Below are 18,120 nucleotides of genomic sequence, written 5' to 3' on the forward strand. Positions count from 1 at the left end.
AGAATGAATGAATATCATCAATATCCGATGTGGGACGCAACATTGCCCTTGGAAGAACGATTGAATGACTTGATTGCGCGTCTGACAACGGAGGAGAAAATCAGATTAATTCCTACACGCGAAGCCGCAGTACCCCGATTGGGAATACCCGGCTACAATGTGGGAGGTGAAGCAGCTCACGGGGTGGCCTGGATAGGCGAGGCTACGGTCTTCCCGCAACCGCTTGGTTTGTCGAGCACCTGGAATACAAAGCTCATGCGTGAAATTGGTTCTGTCATCGGAGACGAAGCCAGAGCATACCATCATCGTGCACCCGAGCGTCACGGCTTGACCTTATGGGCGCCTACCGTCGATCTGGAACGTGATCCGCGTTGGGGAAGAACGGAAGAAGGCTATGGTGAAGACCCCGTACTGACGGGTGAAATGTCGGCAGCTCTTGTGAAAGGCATGCAGGGTCATCACTCGTTCTATTTGAAAATGGTAGCGACGTTGAAGCACTTTTTTGCCAACAATAATGAGAAGGATCGGTTGAATTGTTCATCTAGCATCGATCCGCGGAATTTGCGTGAATATTATTTAAAAGCTTTCGAGACACCTTTCGTTGAAGGCGGAGCCTTGTCGATGATGACAGCGTACAATTCCATCAACGGCACACCAGCCATAGAAAGTTCCTATGTGAATGATGTGGTCAAGGGTGAATGGGCCATGCCAGGTTTTATCGTGTGTGACGGGGGTGACTTGTCCCAGACGGTCAATTATCACGGTTATCATGCCAAGCATGCGGAATCGGCAGCAGGGGCATTAAAGGCAGGCGTGGACTGTCTGACGGACGAGGTCGACTTGGTCGTATCTGCCTTGGAAGAGGCGCTTGAGCGGAACTTGCTGGAGGTCGAGGATCTTGACCGCGCCATTCGCAATATTTTTGGTGTGCGGATGCGGCTTGGACAACTAGATCAGACGGGACTTAATCCGTATGCTTCGATATCGGAATCTGTATTGTGTGCGCCTGAACATGCCAAATTAAGCTATAGAGCAGCGGCCGAGTCTATCGTTTTACTCAAAAATAACGGACTGCTTCCGCTTCAATCGGAACGATTGAAGAAGGTTAGTGTAATTGGCCCCCTTGCAGATGTGGTCTATACCGATTGGTACAGCGGCACACTGCCTTATCGTGTTACCGTTCTGGAAGGATTGCGCAAGCAGCTTGCCGGTGCAGAGGTTTCTTTTACAGACGGGAATGATCATATTAGCCTCAAGACGATCGATGGAAAGGTATTAACACTTGGTGCTGAAGGAAAGCTTGTGGCCGTGGCGGAGGGCAGTGCGGAGTCCGCAGAATTTGTACATCAGGATTGGGGCTGGGGAAGTCATACGCTGCGCAGTGTGAAGAATAATCGCTATGTTTCGTTAACCGAACAGGGCATCTATCAGGCGAATGCACCGGAGATTGGTGGATGGTTCGTCAAGGAAGTGGTACAGATTGATTCACAAGCGGATGGAAGCAGTACGTTGCGTACGTGGAACGGATTGCCGCTCGGACTGAATGAACATCAGGGGCAACTGGTGCTGTCCCCAACACCGGAACAAACAGACGAGGACTTGAGTTCTTCTGGCAATCTGGAAGCCATAGTGGAGACGCAGGAACCTGCTGTGTTCAAGCTGGACGTTATTGCTAACGGAATAGAGCAGGCGAAAGAAGCTGCGCAGAACAGTGACGTTTCTGTCGTTGTAGTTGGCAATAGTCCATATATTAACGGCAAAGAGGAAATCGATCGTCCAAGTCTGCTGCTTCCTCCAGATCAGGTTCGGCTGGTGAAGGAAGTCTGCCAAGTGAACCCTAATACGGTCGTCGTCATTGTGGGTAGTTATCCATTTGCACTGCAAGAGTTGAAAGATGTGGCTCCGGCAATCGTATACCTGACGCATGCAGGCCAGGAATTGGGGAATGCGGTTGCCGATGTTTTGCTCGGAAATTATGCTCCTGCTGGCAGACTGAATATGACATGGTATGAAGATGAATCGCAGCTTCCAGACATCATGGATTATGACATTATTCATAACGGTACAACTTATATGTATCATGAAGGTCCAGTCCTGTATCCCTTTGGTCATGGGTTGACCTATTCGGAATTTGAGTATAGAGCGATTCGAGTGGAGCGAGCACAGGGATCTTCTGGAGACGATGTGTTGAAGATTGAAGTACAGATCGAGAACAAAGGGGAACATGACAGCGATGAAGTGGTGCAGCTGTATGGGCACGCCCAAACTTCAAGGGTGAAGCGCCCGCAAAGTCAGTTGATCGGCTTCCGGCGGATACATCTTGCCTCAGGCGCAGTAGAGAATCTTTCTTTCGAGATCCCTGTTCAGAAACTGGCCTTCTGGGATGTCACTCGTGACAGATATTGTCTTGAAACAGCCACCTGGTTGATTATGGCTGGACGTTCCTCGGCAGATATTCGTCAGACGGCAGAAATCCACATCGAGGGTGAAACCATTCCTGCACGCGCACTGAATCTGCCTACCTTTGCGGAAAATTATGATGCATATGCAGGCGTTCTATTGGATGAATGTCAGGAAGGACGATCAGCCGTACGTGCCATTGCTTCAGATGAACCGCTGTATCGCGAAGGGCGCCCATCCTGGATTTCATTCCACGATAATGCTTTCCGGCAACCTAGCGGATTTGAGGGTCGGGTGGCAGCCTTCAGTGAAGGTGGCGAATTGGAGATTCGAGCGGAAGGTCCGGAAGGCCCGCTGCTCGGCACTTGTGTCGTTCCCGGTTCCGCTGGGACAGTCAACGGGAAGAATCTTCAGTGGAGCACTGCTCGCTGTTTCTTGAAGCCAGAGCGTGAGATCGAACAGCTCTGCATTGTTTTCAAGGGCGGTGCAGCCCTCCAGCAATTTGTACTGAATTAGGCTTTAATTAGTAAACCTTCATGAAGCATAGCAAAAAGGCTGTCCTGACACTGATTTCAGTGAGACAGCCTTTTTGCGCTGTCATCCCAAGTGATCTTTTTTACATAGGCCGTATATTCAACTGCAGAACAACCCACAATAACGTTGTTGTTTTCTGATTCTGTAAAGGTGGTTGAGGTATGAACGATAAAAAGTGGGACCTCGTTGCACTCGCTTCCATCCCGGTTATTATGACACTGGGCAATTCCATGCTGATCCCCATCCTTCCACAGATTGAGCGTGAATTGAAAGTGTCCTCATTCAAGGTCAGCATGTTAATTACGGTTTATGCGGTCGTCGCGATCCTGCTCATTCCACTTGCAGGATATCTGTCGGATCGTTTCGGCAGGAAAGCCGTCATTATTCCCAGTCTCATCATTGCAGCCGCAGGAGGCGCGGTAGCAGGTGGAGCAGCCTGGATGCTGAATGGAAATGCGGCATACTGGACCATTCTCGGTGGCAGACTTTTGCAAGGGATAGGAGCAGCAGGGGCTTTCCCGATTGTCATTCCATTGGTTGGAGATATGTTCGATGATGAAAACGAAGTGAGTAAAAGCCTTGGAATTATTGAAACCTCGAATACCTTTGGCAAGGTACTAAGTCCGATTATGGGTGCGGCTCTGGCTGTATGGATTTGGTATTTGCCTTTTATGGCTATTCCGGTACTCTGTTTGCTTTCATTGGTTCTGGTTATTTTCCTGGTGAAAACACCGAAGAGGAAGGAAGAACCAAAGAGCTTTCCCGAATTTGTTACTTCCATTCGTAGTGTGCTGAAAGAAAAGGGCCGCTGGCTGTATGCTATTTTTGCCATCGGCGGTATTTGCATGTTTGTTCTCTTTGGCGTGCTCTTTTATCTATCGGAGACATTGGAATCGGAGTTCAAATTAAAAGGCGTACTTAAAGGACTTGTGCTTGCCATACCGCTGGCAGCCTTGTGTCTGGCATCTTTCTTTGCTGGAAAGTGGATTGGGAAGAACAAGACACGGATGAAATGGCTCGGTTTTATCGGACTTGCTGTTTTAACTGTATCTCTTGGTGTGATCGGGCTTTTTGACAACATTTATGTCGTTGTCGGTTTGTTTACTCTTGGTGGAGCAGGAATAGGTGCTACACTGCCATGTCTGGATGCTATGGTAACTGAAGGGGTGGACAAGGAACAACGCGGTACCATCACGGCATTGTTCAGCAGCATGCGTTTTATCGGCGTGTCTCTCGGTCCTCCTGTCGTGTCACTGTTGATCGGGTCCCACCATTTCCTTCTGTTCGGTATTCTCGCCGCCTCCGGGGCCGTGGGAGGGTTACTCACGTTATTGGCAGTCAAGCCGGAAAAGGGAAACCAGCCAACATCAGGCGGTGGTCAAAATCATAATGAACATGATTATGATGATGTGAAACAGCCAGGTGGTTATCTGCCAGGGCGGAGAAAGAAAAGTCCACTCTGATAAAGACTATAAAAAAACGCGTTTACTCTGGGGGAAGTATTTTTCCTTTACAGAGTAAACGCGTTCTAATGAATCGAAGTATAAAAGTGCATTTGTATCAGTTATCTTTTCGCTGAATAGGTGTGTCATTTTCGCTTGCAGTTTCGGTATGCTCATTCCGATCTGATTCCTGCCCAGTAATATGTGTATGAGTCAATAGCGGATGGACAGGAACTGCAAAACCTCCACTTCGTTTCCCTTGAATCAGGTATATCAGGAGAAATAGGATCATGAATATAATGGAATAACGGTACATATCGGTATAACTGGTTATAGAAGCAATAGCGCCGAGCAGAAGTGCTCCCAGAGCAATCCCCAAATCCAGCGTGTTCAGAAACATGCCGTTAGCCATACCGCGTTGTGAAGGAGAGACAATCTGAATCATCCAGGTCTGCATGGAGGACTGGATGGAACCATATCCGATTCCGTATAAAAATGCAGCGACAAACAAGATGGACATAGAAGAAGCATATGAGAGCGTGATTAGTCCAGCAGCGATGAATATCGCTCCGGGAATCAGTAACGCTTTTGGACCTTTACTGTCATAGATCCGTCCTGCAAACGGTCTGACCAGCAGTACAGCAAGAGCATTAAACAAAAAGAACAGTGCAGGGTTAGCCAGGTTGGCTTCCTTTCCATACAAAACGATGAATCCGACCAGTCCGCCATACGTGATGGACAGCAAACAATTCAGTACACTTGGCAGAATCAGTTTGCGGTTGAAAGGCGTCTTTACCTTGGTGCCTGATATCGTAGCTGTTCCAACGGGTGGAGTCGGTACCACCTCATCATTGACCCTCCTAGCTTTTTTGCGTGTCAGTGAATAGCTGAGTGGATAGATGACCACAATCACACCTGCCGTACATAACATGAGTGTCACGAACCCGGCGCCCTGGAGCACGGTGACCCCAATAATGGGACCCATGGACATGGCTAGACTTGTGGACAGGCCGAAATAGCCCATACCTTCACCCATCCGTTTCACAGGGACAATATCCGACGCCATAGTCGGGAAAGCCGTGCTGCTCATGCCAAATCCGATACCAAATACCATGCGCAGCAATAACAGGACAGCAATTCCGGCAGCAAAGTAATATCCAAGTGTCGCAAGCAAGGCGACGGTCAGGCCAATATAGATCATGGCATTGCGAAGCCCCTTCTCCAATGCTTTGGCTGAATAAAGTCGGGCAGCAATGGCGCTAAGGGCAAAAAGACAGGTGAAGAGGCTGACTTCAAAGGCATTGGCGTGAAAACGGTCCTGCACATAGGAAGGCAGTGGGGATACAATCATGTGAAGTTGCAGAAAGAGTAGAAAGTTACATAACATGAGCAGGATAAAATCGGTGGTCCATAGTTTGACTTGCGATGATTGTGATTTCATTTTTTGTTCATTCCCCCTGGTGTGAAATTCGTTACAAGTTCCTGTTCATGAGGGAAAGAGTATGTCTAAATGCTTCCATCTGGTCTTCGGGAATACCTTCAATCAGATTTTTATTCATTTCTCTTTCGAGCGGAACAAGCTGGTCAAGCAATCTTTTTCCTTCTTCGGTTAAGTAGAGCAAGTAGGCTCTGCGATCATGTTCGCTGGTTCGGCGATCGACCCAGCCTTTTTTTTCCAACAGATCAATAATGCGGGCAGTTGTGGGCTGGTCCTTATAAACGCGAGTGGCGACTTCCTTCTGATTCACGCCTTCGCCTCTTCCGATATTGAACAGAACGGAAAATTGCTCTGTCGTTATATCATAAGGTTTGAATCGTATGGCTAGTAAAGCCGACGCCTTGCGGTGTGTCATGCCCAGCATGAATCCAATGGATTGATCGAGTGAATAGTCGGTCCCCATAAAATCCTCTCTTTCTTTAAGCAAAATAGTCCAATTCATATACTTGTTATAACAACTATATGCCAAACAATTAATTTTGTCAAAACGGATTTAAGAATATTCGCGCCATGACGAAATTTTTCATATGTGAATTGAAAGTGCAATAATGTTTTATGCGAACATTGAAATATGCAAAGGTTGGAAAATACTGATAAAATAGAAGTGCCGCTGTATAGCGGAAATTGGACTACATGATGGTGAAGTTACGAAGACGAATCTGCTCCAGCTGATTATGGAGCTGACTGAGGAGAGCTGAGTATGCTGAAGAACATTCCCGCAATAATACCTCCGGAACTTCTGAAAATGATGTCCGAAATGGGTCATGGAGACGAACTGGTACTGGCTGATGGCAACTTCCCCGCAGCCAGTCATGCCCAAAGGCTGATTCGATGTGATGCGCTAGGTACCGTGGAATTACTGGATGCCATTTTAAGTTTGTATCCACTGGATACGTACGCTGAGCGGCCGGCAGCCGTTATGCAGGTCGTCAAGGGGGATCAAGTGGTGCCTATCATCTGGGAAGATTATCGAAGGCTTATCCTTGATCACGAGGGCATCACGGATGCCTTTGATCAAGAAGAGCGCTTCGCGTTTTATGAGAGGGCTTCCCGCGCCTATGTTATCATTGCAACCGGTGAACGTGCGCAGTATGCCAATTTGATTTTGAAAAAAGGGGTCATTTTTCCAGATACAGATCCTTATTCACAAGCGAAAAAACTTGAATTGAATTGAATCCAAACTTAAGGCGACGGGGCGGCAGAGGCCTCGTTCGTCTTTTTGCGTTTCCCGAAGCGGAGCCAGTAAACAACAACATATAATATAGGCATACACTCGATAAGTACAGCATAGGTAGCGATGGCGTAAGAACGAATGGCTAATTCATAGGATGCCGCGTCTTTTGCATATTGAAGAACATAAGAAGCAGCGGTTCCCGCCAGCAGATAGACTACCGTTCTATCCTTTCGAACTCCGGTAAGTTTGGCAAGACAAACTGAGGCTACGTATAACAGAAACGAACTGCGAGTAAACATGGTCGTAGACCAGATGGCAATCAGGAAAGGGTCCAGGTTATCCAGAAAATCGCCGTAACGGGCAAAACGTATCATTTCCAGCAAAGGGTAGCGGAGACTGCTGGCTTCGTAAGGTCCAAAATTCATTAAAGTAAACATCCAGAATACGATAATGAATAATGCAAGCGTAGAGCCTGCAAATAACATACTTCGTAAAAGCGGCCGCCTGAAAGCGATGGCAGGGGCAAGGAACAGGAACATCATCCATTCGGAAAACCAGGGCATAGTTGAAATCGAGCCCGTGAAAATTTCTTTCAGATCATGATGAGTGAGCATGGCAAGCAGTACATCCGGATTTCCCCCGCCTGTTACAGCAGGCATGAGAAAAGTAGACGTAAAGATTTGCACCAAAAATATCCCTTCTGATAAATAGACAATGGTAATCAAACCTGAGCGCGCGGAGAGGCTGATACATAAAATGGTTACGGTTGCTGTCAGCCATATAGGTGTCTCAGGTAAGTACATGGATTGCAGGAAAACGATGAAATTCTCTACGTCAACGGATATCAAATACAGGCACAGTAACACAATGAGACAGAGGAACAGCTTGTGAACGACCTTGCCCACAATTTCGTCACCAAAATCAACCCAGGGTCGATCCGGGTGAACCGCCCCCAATCTGTATGTGAAGAAGAGAAGAATCAGACTGATCGCAAACCCGCCAAGGATGGATATCCACCCTTGATAACCGCTCATTTTGAACAAGCGCTGCAGGAGGAAAGCTATGGGTTCGGAATACAGGTAGACAAACATAAAACGGTACGCTTGTCCGGCAGACAATTTGATCATGGCGTACTCCTTTCTTAGCCAAATAAGCGGTCTGCCCAGCCAAAGACCAGCCTGATGACATCATTGGGATTAGGCCAGCCCGGTACAGAGACAGCCAGGGTATTCCACAGAAGAAATAGGCCCAGCAGAACGAAATAGGCCCTTTTTATTCCCTTTTTGCTGGACTTGATCATGGGCCACTCGAGTATGTACAGTACGGCAAACAGAACAACAGCAATCATTGGTTTACCTCCTAAAGTGGCCTTATCAGTAGCTGGATTCCGATCCTACGAACTGGATGTTGATTTTGGCATGCACGTTAAACTGCAAATCGTTTTTGACATAATCATTCCAAACGGGACGCAACTGTTCCCAGATGCGAGGATAGGCCCATTCCAGACGATAACCAAGCATCAGAATATCAGCTTTTTTTCGTTGGCCGGCCTTTATTGCGTTTGTTAAATAGGCACTCGCCTTTTCATTGGCCTTTTGCTGTATTTGTTTAACGCCCACCACATCCTTCACCTTTAGAACGGGGATCACGGAATTCAGTTCTGCCTCACCCTTTAAAGTAATGTCAAAAAAAGGTTGTCCATTTACAAGTTTGACCTTGATTTTGGAATTCATATTATAGACGGTCATACTCGCTTTCTCGTCATCGGTTTCCACGGAGACGGACAAAGTATCCAATTTGCGATTGGCCCAGGCTACCGTTCTTGTTTCTTCGGGTGAGATCGAATCAACCATCTTCATCTGTTTGAAAAGAGCACCGCCCACCTGACTGGTCCATTGCTTTCGTTTGTTCTCCTCACTTGCCATTGTGGTTGCTTTCGATTCCAGCAAGGGGGCGGCAAAGCCCTGATTCATTTTGTCAGCCATAAGTACACTGAGCATTTGCGTCTTTAACATGTTTTCTTCGGTTGCAAATTCTCTTAACACATCGCTGGGTGTTTCTTCGAAAACCGGAGTCAGATCAGCCACGTCTCGGGCTCTGCCCTTAGAAACCATGACGTAACTGCTAAGATGGAACAAAGGTTCACGTGAGATCCATTCCATCGCATCTTGAATTCCCTCTCTGGCGTATGCCTCACCGAATACCACTACCCGTGTGTGCCCCCAGGAAATCTTTCGTGTGAGATCTGTTTGGATTTTCTCCATGGCGTCAGCGATGGTGGATGCGGTAGCCGAAACGAGAGCATATGGATTTTTTCCGGGCCCACCCGTTCCTTCCGGAGAGAGACGGTTGGGCAGCGGCATACTTAGTGAAATATCGATTTCACCCGTTTTTTCACCCTTATCAACATACATGGCTGTAATAAACGTACGTTCATTTATCTCTACTTTGGACCAGCAGCCACTGCACAGTAAAACGCATATCATAACGACACTCAGTTTGGTTGTAACCATCAACGTTTTCATGTTTTTTGCCTTTTCTTATTAGCCTCTTCGTAAGCTGCTGGTCGCTTCTTCATCAGGAACCAAGGCACACGAACGATAGTATCCTTGATATCACGCAGCACGAGGGGGGCAAAGGGCTGCATGTATGGTACGCCAAATGAACGCAGACTAACCATGTACCAATAGATCAGATAGATTGAGATCACAATGCCGAACAGACCCAGCGTTCCGCCCATAAACAGTACCGGAAAACGAAGCAGCCGGAAAGCCAGTCCGAGCTCGAAGTGCGGGATGATAAAGGCGGCAATACCTGTGATGGATACGACAATAACCAGTGGTGCTGAGACTATCCCAGCCTGTACAGCCGCCTGACCAATAACAATCCCACCGATAATAGACACCGTTTGGCCCAGCGGCTTCGGAATACGAATCCCCGCTTCGCGCAAACCTTCAAAGGTTACTTCCATAATGAGCGCTTCAATCAAGGCAGGGAAGGGAATGTTTTCTCTCGCAGAAGCAATCGTAATCAGCAGGTTGGTCGGAATGATTTCCGGGTGAAATGTAGTAACGGCGACATAAAAGGATGGCAGCAGGAAGGCTATAAAGGCAAACAACAGACGAATAAGCCGGATAAAGGAGGCAGAATAAAATCGTTGATAATAGTCTTCCGAAGACTGCATTAAAGAGAAAAAGGTTACGGGAATGAGCAGGGAAAACGGTGTTCCGTCCTGCATGACCCCGATCCGTCCTTCAACCAGTGCAGCAGCCACCGTATCCGGCCGTTCGGTATATTGATATTGCGGAAAAGGAGAGAGCGGATGATCCTCCAGAAATTCAGATAAATAACTCACGCCCAGGCTGCTGTCCATATCAATATTACCAAGGCTTTCCAACACATTTTCCAGAATGTCCGTTTTGCATAATCCTTGAATATATACAACGAATACCTCGGTTTTGGTGTATTTTCCAATGGTGAATTTGATCATCTTCAAATCAGGATGTTTGATTTTGTGCCGAAGCAGAGACATATTCACATGAATATCTTCGATAAAGGCTTCCTGGGGCCCTACAATCACGACTTCGTTGGTTGATTCCGGTACGGAACGTCTTTGATAATTTTGGAGGGCGAAATGGATCATGCCCGAAATTCCTTCAATGTATAAGGCTGCATTGCCCGATACGATATCAGTAACGATAGCTTCTGGTGAATTCGAGTGGTGGCTGTTAAGAGTGAAAAATGATCCGGTCACGACACGAGTAATGAATTGATGATCTATTTCATTTCGTGAGGCTTCCTCAAGCAATGGTTTGACGATGGCTTCCCGCATGGTAGGGGTATCCACAATGGACTGAATATAGATGAGTTCACAATGGAAAGGTCCAACTTGAAAAGGCTGATAGATCATGTCGGCAACACCCAACAGATTAGCCCTAACCTGTTCATAGATATTGTCTTTTTCCATTTCAGTTTCGCCTCCCTATGCTGTAATCCTGAGTCTCTAATCTGACTATAGTGTGCGACGCTTCCAATGAAATATACTTTTAAGTTTGGATTATCGAAATATATTACAAACTTTGATGCAGATGATGAATGGGGAGAGCATCAAATTTGGCTTAAAATAAGAGGGTGGAATGAAGCGGGTAGACATTTTATATAAGGGGTTGAGGGAAGATGACGTATCGGATTAGACGTGCCGAGCTTGGGGATGTTAATGGCGTTGCAGAGCTGTTCAATGAATATAGGATGTTTTACAATCAACCTGAAGATCTGAACGGAGCGAGTGAATATATAAAAGAACGAATGGAACGCAATGAATCCGTTATTTTGATTGCAGAAGCGGAAGTGGATGCAGAAAAGGGAGATGAGCACAGCTTGACGGATAAGCTTTTATCCAGTGAGTTTGGCGGATATGTACAGCTGTATCCCAGCTTTAGCTCAGTGTCCATGCGGCCAATCTGGGTGCTTAATGATCTGTACGTACATGGGGATCATCGCCAGCGAGGAATTGCGCGTAATCTGCTGCAAGCTGCACGACGATTGGGAGATGAGAGTGGAGCTGTGCGAATCGTGCTCTCTACGGCGATTAGCAACAAGAATGCTCAGGCATTATATGAGTCGGAAGGCTATACGTTGGACACCAATTTCATGTATTATGAACTTCATATATAAGAAAGACTTGGAGAATCCTGAAGTTAGGAAAAGCAGGAGGGATTAGCACAAAATGATGCAATGGATAGCCATGATCACGATGTTGATCGATCATATAGGAGCCGTCTTTTATCCGCAGGTGGCGGAGCTGCGAATTATTGGGCGAATTGCTTTTCCAATCTATGCTTTTGCCGTTTATATCGGTTATAAACATACTCGCAACGTACAAAAATACATATGGCGGTTGTTCTGGATTGCTGTTCTCTCACAATTGCCGTTTATGGCGGCTTTTAATCATTTTTCGCTGAATGTGGTATGGACGTTGTGGTCTGCTCTGCTTGTGTTGCTCGTGCTCGATAAACTTCCGGTCCGTATGCTGGGAATTCCGATTGTTGCCTTAGCCGGATTGGTTATGGAGATCACCCATATGGATTACGGCATGTATGGCTTGCTTCTTGTATTGCTGTTCCGGTACTTCCAGGGACCGATTCTGGTCATGGCCCATGTGCTTTTAAATGGACTGTATATTATGCTATACAGTGGCTCTGTTCAGATGTACAGCGTGGTTGCCACCGCAGGAATTGCAATTGCCCAGTATTATAACGCAGGGTTCCGTCTGAAAGGTCCGCGTTGGATTTGGCGTTATTTTTATCCTGCACATTTGGCGGTCATTGTCTTGATTCGCTGGATTTAAGATCCTTCTTGAAGAAAGAGCCTTCATGAAGAAAGAAGCCACCTCAACGTCAGTGATGACGTTGAAGTGGCTTCTTTATATTTATCAGCGGATGCACTAAATGTATTCACTGTATTGAATTTATTCCATTGTTGGAGATGTACCAAAATGCGGTCGAACTGCCTTAGGGAAATAACCAATCTCAATGGCATGCTCTAGCATTTTTGAGATGAAACGATCATCCGTTTTGGCGCATGTAATTCCGGCGGGTTCCACATAGGCAGTTGTTACAGGAGAAGCATACACATATGCAGAATCCTTGGCACCGTCTCCTTCAAGCTGAGCGATCGCCAGTTGAAGCGCCTCAGGGTCCTTGCTGACACTGCCATCGAATAACCAGTTGGTGTAATCTGCAAAAGGCAAAGTCTCCACTTCATAGCCGGCCCGATTCACAGAACGAATCAGATCATTGTAGCTAATGGGCTCCGGATTACAGATATGGAACACACGTCCTGCTGTGTCCTGGCGTAATGCCAGATGTACAATCGACTGACTAGCATAATCAATAGGTGTGAAATCAACCATCCAGTCGGCTGCCGGAGCCTTGCTGAGCAATAACATTGCTTTAATCATACGATAAAAGGCGTTGCTATCGATGTTGGACTGGAAACGTCCCGTCTCAGAATGACAGGTCAGATTACCTGCACGATAGATACTCACAGGCACACCCTCTTCGGCAGCAATCATAAGCACTTTCTCGGCTTCGAGCTTGCTGTCCGAGTACAGGTTGTCCACATGCAGATCCTCTGAGAAGCGATCATATTGCAATGAGGATTCCCACTGTCCGCTGAGTGCCAGATCTTCCGGTATCCCCATCGTGGATACATGGTGGAAGGAGGCACCTGGTTTGCTGCGAATGAGCTTAAGCAATGCGATGGTTCCATCCACATTGGTTTTGGCAAATTGTTCCGCATCCCCGAAATGTCGTACATCCGCGGCACAGTGTATCACGCGGTCAATTCGTTCTTGCACGTAAGTCGTCTGCTCGGCTGAAAGACCCAGATTTGGTTGCTCCAGATCACCTTCGATAATCTCGACGCGAGAAGCGAGGAGAGGTAGCAGTTCAGATCCAAAGTAACCTTTCATGACGCTGCTCAGTCGCTCCATTGCAGAGCTTCCGTCTGCCGGGCGGCGAACAAGAGTATAGATGCGTGTATTCGAAGTTAGAATCAACTGCTGCAGGACATAGGATCCAAGATATCCGGTAGCCCCGGTCAGGAGCACATGCTCAGGACTCAGAATATCCGGGTAACCAATCTGGGATCTCAGCTCTACAGGATGTTCTGACAATTGGGTAATCACACCTTCATGCACTGAGGAATAGGCAGTTTCTTCTGTAACTTGAGCCAGCGTCTCCACGCGTTGTGCCAAGGCACGAACCGTCTTCTCGGCAAAAAAGTCGGCAATCTTTAGCTGCGGATAATGTGGCTTCAGAATAACCAGCACATGGATGACCCGAAGGGAATCGCCACCAATGGCGAAGAAGCTGTCCTCCACACCAAAGTCATCGTGCTGAAGAATTTCTTTCCATGCTTCCAGAATAATCACTTCGGTTTCCGTCTCCGGCAGTACCCGATCAGGACGATCTTCATGACGCTCTACGTGAGGCAGAGATACCATCGCTTTGCGATTGATTTTTCCTGTCGGTGCGATCGGCATTTCGTCGAGCTGGCAAATCCATTTCGGTACAAAGTAGGAAGGAAGCTTCGCCGTTAGCTCAGCTTTAATATCCGCAACGGAAAGTGTACTGCCATCTTTGGATGTAAAGTATCCTACAAGCATGTTTTGACCATCCGATTCCTTCTTGGGAATCACGGCCACATCCTGAATCTGATCCAGACGTGCAAAATGATCCTCGATCTCTCCAATTTCAATCCGGTGACCCCGGATTTTCAACTGAGAGTCGCTGCGTCCGACATATTCCAGCAGTCCGCTATCGAGCATTTTGGCAATATCGCCAGACTTATAGATTTTCTCATCGATGGCAAATGGATTATCAATGAATGCCTGCGCCGTACGCTCCGGCTGGTTTAGATACCCTTTGGCCAAAGCGGGTGTCGCGATATATACCTCTCCAGGGACACCTACGGGGCAGAGTTGCTGTTCTTCATTGACGATATACACTTTATAGTTATGAATCGGTCGGCCGATTGGAATGTTAACGACACCTTCCGGAACTTGCTCACTAATGCGGTGAGTCGCTGTCGCTACTGTACACTCCGTAGGTCCGTATACATTGACGATATCAATCTGGTTGCCGAATTTGCGCTGGAAGGCACGAACTTGCTCACCATAGAGAGCTTCTCCAGCTACGGTAATGATTTTGACTTTGGACAGCTTGTGGAATCCTTCATCAGATAGGAAGGAAGCAAGCTGATTGAAAAAGATGGTTGGCAGTATCGTAATAATCGTTGTGCCTGTGCGCTCAATTGCATTCGCAAATTCTTCAACGGAAACACGTTCTTCCGCTGACAACAGGTACAATTCTGCTCCGTAGAACAAGGCGCCAATCGTATCCCACACTGATGCATCGAAGCTGTATGTAGCAAACTGGGTTAATACGTCACCTGGTTGAATATCGCAATCCCGCTGCACGACACTACCGAGATTGGCGACACCCCGATGGGCAATAAGTGCACCTTTGGGTTTGCCGGTAGATCCCGAGGTATAGATGATATACGCCAGGTCATCTGACTGAATATCCAGGTTGGGGTTGCTTGCTGCAAATCCGGCAAGGCGTCCGTCCACGGCCAGGATTTGGCGAACGGTAGTAATCCCTGAGAATAAACGTGATGCTTCAGGTAAAGAAGACTCTTTGGTCAGGACAAATGATGAAGCTGTATCTTCGACAATATAACTGTTGCGCTCTTGTGGATGCTCAGGATCGACAGGAACGTATACTCCGCCCGCTTTGAGAATCCCGAGCAAAGAAATAATTGTTTCCAGACTCCGCTCCATAAAGATGCTGACGAATTCTCCTTTTTGCAATCCGTTGGATAACAGCACACGGGCAACCTGATTGGCACGTTCGTTCAATTCTCTATACGTGTACCGACCAGTTGATGAAGTAATTGCTGGCGATTCCGGATATTCGGCTGCTGTTGCTTCGAACCAGCCATGAATTGTCTGATGCTCCGGTTCGAGTACGGCGGTATCATTCATTTCTCGATATAGCAATCGATCTGAAGCAGATAAAATGTCTACTGTGCCGATGGCCTTGTTTTGGTCACGCAACATGGCCAGAAGAAGAGTCTGATAATACTCTGCATATCTTGTAATCGTAGATTCATTAAGAAGTGAACTGTCATAGAACAAATCCAGCGTGAGCATATCCTGATCATCACGAATATTCCAATTTAACAATTGAGGTGCTTTAGGCAGCTGCACACTATTAAACATGAACAGCGTTTCCGGATTACCTCCCGTTTGGAGCGTGTAGTGAAGCTGGAGTTGATCTGAAATCTGATGAATCAGCTCTTTAAAGGTTAACTTGCCTTGAATCTGTAATAACACAAGGGAAGCTGCTTGATCGGGAGCCAGCGTGCCGATGGCAAGTTCCTGCTCGGATGATAATCGGAACAACAAGGCTGCATACGCAGACAATAATGCTGGATATACGCTCTCTGAGCCGAATTTTTGTTTCAGTTCCCGACCCAGGGACGATTCCAGTGAAATATGAGTAGACTCATAAGTGAATGATTGTTGACGGCGCCCAAAATCCAGTGGAATCTGAAGAACCGGCAGGCCAGATTCCACTGTTTGGGGAGATAATGATTGATTTTCGACCACTTCAGTTGTTCCTCCTTGGTTCAAACCGTTCAAGTTTTAGGTTGAATTATAGTTTGCTTACATTAAAATGCGAGATCAGTTCTTGCAGTTCCTCAGACATGGTGTTCAAACGAGTAGAAGAATCAACAAGTGTAATCAGAGATCCTTTTTGCTCATCAACGGATGAAGAGATGCGTTCACTGTTGTCAGCTGTCTTACTCACACTGGCAGACAAATCATCCGCAGTTGCGGTCATTTCTTCTGTACCTGCAGAGATTTCTTCTGTAGCGCTGGATACTTCCTGAATCTGATTGGATACTTTTTTGGCTGCTTCCAGAATCTCCTCGAACAATTGACCGGTTTGATCAGCTACACTGAGTCCGGTATCCACTTCAGATGTACCTTGTTCCATCGCACGAACGGCTTGTCTGATTTCAGCCTGAATCTCCTGGATCAGTACAGCAACCTGGCTCGTGGATTGTTCGGATTGCTCAGCAAGCTTGCGTACTTCACCAGCTACGACTGCGAATCCTCTGCCTTCCTCACCAACACGTGCTGCTTCGATGGATGCATTCAGCGCAAGCAGGTTCGTTTGGCTGGATATACCTGAGATGATATTCAGAATATCGCCAATTTCCTGAGAGCGGCTCTCCAGAACCTGGATGGCAGAAGCGGTATTCTTAACGGACTCCGTAATCAGATTCATCTGCTCGGAGACCTGACGGACAACACTGTTTCCTTGTTGTGAACGGCGTTCCATCTCATAGGCTTCGTCAGCTACGCTAGCTGAACTGCTGGCAATAGTCTGAATGACGATAGCCATCTCGGACATTGCACGGGCACTATCTCGTGTTGCCTGTTCCTGTGCACGAATGTTGGATGTAATCTGAGTAACGTTATTGTTGATAGAATCAGCATTCTCGCTATTTCTCTCGGAGACTTCATACAGTTCCTTGGCAGACTCGTTAACTTCTTGCGAAGTGATTTGAACTTTGACGATGGTATCATTAATCTTGCGTACCATTGTATTGAACTTTTCATTCACAATGCCCAGATCGTCTTTGCCTGTTGGAATCTTGACATTCAAATTACCCCGACTTACGTCATCAATCCCTTTGATCAGGTGACGAATAGGGGAGAGTGTGTTTTTGACAACAAGATATTGGATAATCAGGAACAACAGCAGGAACGCGACCAGAATGATAATTCCGTTCTTGAGTAATTTGTTCAGTCCGGCAGGTACTGCTGATGCGTCTGCATCGACTGCAAAGTAAGAGTAAATCTTGCCGTTACTATCCTTGATCGGATAAGCAATGGTTGTCCAGGTTCCGAAATCGTCGGAATAAAACGTGGTGAACGTCGGGCGATCGGTATTCACCATTTCTTTCAGTGCATTTGCCACAACGACAGGCTGTTCATACATGTCACCGATATTTACATTTTCACTCTGAAAGGCTTCCTTCAGATTGGTTGGCATGGCAACAAGGGAAGTTAACCGCTTGTTATCTCCTCCGAGCTCGACACCAAAGATGTAAGCTTGTGCAATGTTGGGGTAATATTTCTGCATTTCATCGAAATAGGCACGCAATTTTGTTTGTGCTTTTCCATCATAACTGCCTTCTGAAATAGCAGCCTGCACTTCGGTGGAATCAATACCTTCTGCCCATTGTTTGGTGATCTGTTCCACTTGACCATGTAGTTGGTCTACGAGGATTGTTTTTTGAAAGTAATAGCTGCTGGCAATAAGTGCCACGCCGATGATAATAATGTTAGTAAATGAAAGCAACAGATTTTTGGAGAAAAAAGACATGCTTTTCCAACTTAATGATTTCACTAAAGTCCACTCCTGATCTTCTTTGAATTGATAATATGTTGGTATCTTCATGATGCAAATTAAGTCATTTCCCTATCCCCTCCA

The 18,120-nt window shown here is 46.7% G+C and carries 13 protein-coding genes; 5 read left to right on the forward strand and 8 right to left on the reverse strand.

Annotated elements, in window-relative coordinates:
* Positions 1–3: 3 nt before the first annotated feature.
* Both AMS66_RS27040 and AMS66_RS27045 read left to right on the forward strand, forming a co-directional pair.
* Positions 4–2,916 (forward strand): glycoside hydrolase family 3 C-terminal domain-containing protein, encoded by a 2,913-nt coding sequence (locus AMS66_RS27040; RefSeq protein ID WP_053783722.1) that lies wholly within the window; start codon positions 4–6, stop codon positions 2,914–2,916.
* 179 nt (positions 2,917–3,095) lie between these two features.
* The gene (locus AMS66_RS27045; protein ID WP_053783723.1) at positions 3,096–4,397 is read left to right on the forward strand and encodes an MFS transporter; all 1,302 of its coding nucleotides are present in this window, start codon (positions 3,096–3,098) and stop codon (positions 4,395–4,397) included.
* Positions 4,398–4,494: 97 nt separating this feature from the next.
* Here AMS66_RS27045 and AMS66_RS27050 read toward each other — a convergent pair whose 3' ends face one another.
* Complete coding sequence (locus AMS66_RS27050; protein WP_053783724.1) at positions 4,495–5,817, reverse strand: MFS transporter; 1,323 nt, start codon at positions 5,815–5,817, stop codon at positions 4,495–4,497.
* A 31-nt stretch (positions 5,818–5,848) separates the two neighbouring features.
* Complete coding sequence (locus AMS66_RS27055) at positions 5,849–6,316, reverse strand: MarR family winged helix-turn-helix transcriptional regulator (RefSeq protein WP_236703647.1); 468 nt, start codon at positions 6,314–6,316, stop codon at positions 5,849–5,851.
* Positions 6,317–6,574: 258 nt separating this feature from the next.
* Between AMS66_RS27055 and AMS66_RS27060 the strand changes: the two genes are divergently transcribed.
* The gene (locus tag AMS66_RS27060) at positions 6,575–7,048 is read left to right on the forward strand and encodes an RbsD/FucU family protein (protein ID WP_053783726.1); all 474 of its coding nucleotides are present in this window, start codon (positions 6,575–6,577) and stop codon (positions 7,046–7,048) included.
* Between the two features lie 8 nt (positions 7,049–7,056).
* On the opposite strand, the gene AMS66_RS27065 is transcribed toward AMS66_RS27060, so the two are convergent.
* The 4 genes from AMS66_RS27065 to AMS66_RS27080 are packed head-to-tail and all read right to left on the reverse strand — an operon-like array spanning position 7,057 to position 11,015.
* Positions 7,057–8,175, reverse strand: coding sequence for a GerAB/ArcD/ProY family transporter (locus AMS66_RS27065; protein ID WP_053783727.1), 1,119 nt, complete (start codon positions 8,173–8,175; stop codon positions 7,057–7,059).
* Between the two features lie 14 nt (positions 8,176–8,189).
* Positions 8,190–8,396, reverse strand: a complete 207-nt coding sequence (locus AMS66_RS27070; RefSeq protein ID WP_053783728.1) for a hypothetical protein — start codon at positions 8,394–8,396, stop codon at positions 8,190–8,192.
* Positions 8,397–8,421: 25 nt separating this feature from the next.
* Positions 8,422–9,573, reverse strand: coding sequence for a Ger(x)C family spore germination protein (locus tag AMS66_RS27075; protein ID WP_053783729.1), 1,152 nt, complete (start codon positions 9,571–9,573; stop codon positions 8,422–8,424).
* Positions 9,570–11,015: a spore germination protein gene (locus tag AMS66_RS27080; protein ID WP_053783730.1), complete on the reverse strand. Its 1,446-nt coding sequence runs from the start codon at positions 11,013–11,015 to the stop codon at positions 9,570–9,572. Before AMS66_RS27080 ends, AMS66_RS27075 begins: the two co-directional genes overlap by 4 nt.
* 209 nt (positions 11,016–11,224) lie before the next feature.
* Between AMS66_RS27080 and AMS66_RS27085 the strand changes: the two genes are divergently transcribed.
* On the forward strand, positions 11,225–11,722 hold the full coding sequence (locus tag AMS66_RS27085; protein ID WP_053783731.1) for a GNAT family N-acetyltransferase: 498 nt from the start codon (positions 11,225–11,227) through the stop codon (positions 11,720–11,722).
* A gap of 52 nt (positions 11,723–11,774) precedes the next feature.
* Positions 11,775–12,395 carry a TraX family protein gene (locus AMS66_RS27090; protein ID WP_236703649.1) on the forward strand — a complete coding sequence of 207 codons (621 nt, stop codon included), beginning with the start codon at positions 11,775–11,777 and terminating at the stop codon, positions 12,393–12,395.
* A 120-nt stretch (positions 12,396–12,515) separates the two neighbouring features.
* On the opposite strand, the gene AMS66_RS27095 is transcribed toward AMS66_RS27090, so the two are convergent.
* Both AMS66_RS27095 and AMS66_RS27100 read right to left on the reverse strand, forming a co-directional pair.
* Entirely contained in the window at positions 12,516–16,223 is a 3,708-nt protein-coding gene (locus AMS66_RS27095; protein WP_053783732.1) for a non-ribosomal peptide synthetase family protein, read from the reverse strand.
* Between the two features lie 46 nt (positions 16,224–16,269).
* Positions 16,270–18,012 carry a methyl-accepting chemotaxis protein gene (locus tag AMS66_RS27100; RefSeq protein WP_053783931.1) on the reverse strand — a complete coding sequence of 581 codons (1,743 nt, stop codon included), beginning with the start codon at positions 18,010–18,012 and terminating at the stop codon, positions 16,270–16,272.
* Between the last annotated feature and the right edge of the window lie 108 nt (positions 18,013–18,120).

This window comes from Paenibacillus xylanivorans (assembly GCF_001280595.1).
Taxonomy (GTDB): domain Bacteria; phylum Bacillota; class Bacilli; order Paenibacillales; family Paenibacillaceae; genus Paenibacillus; species Paenibacillus xylanivorans.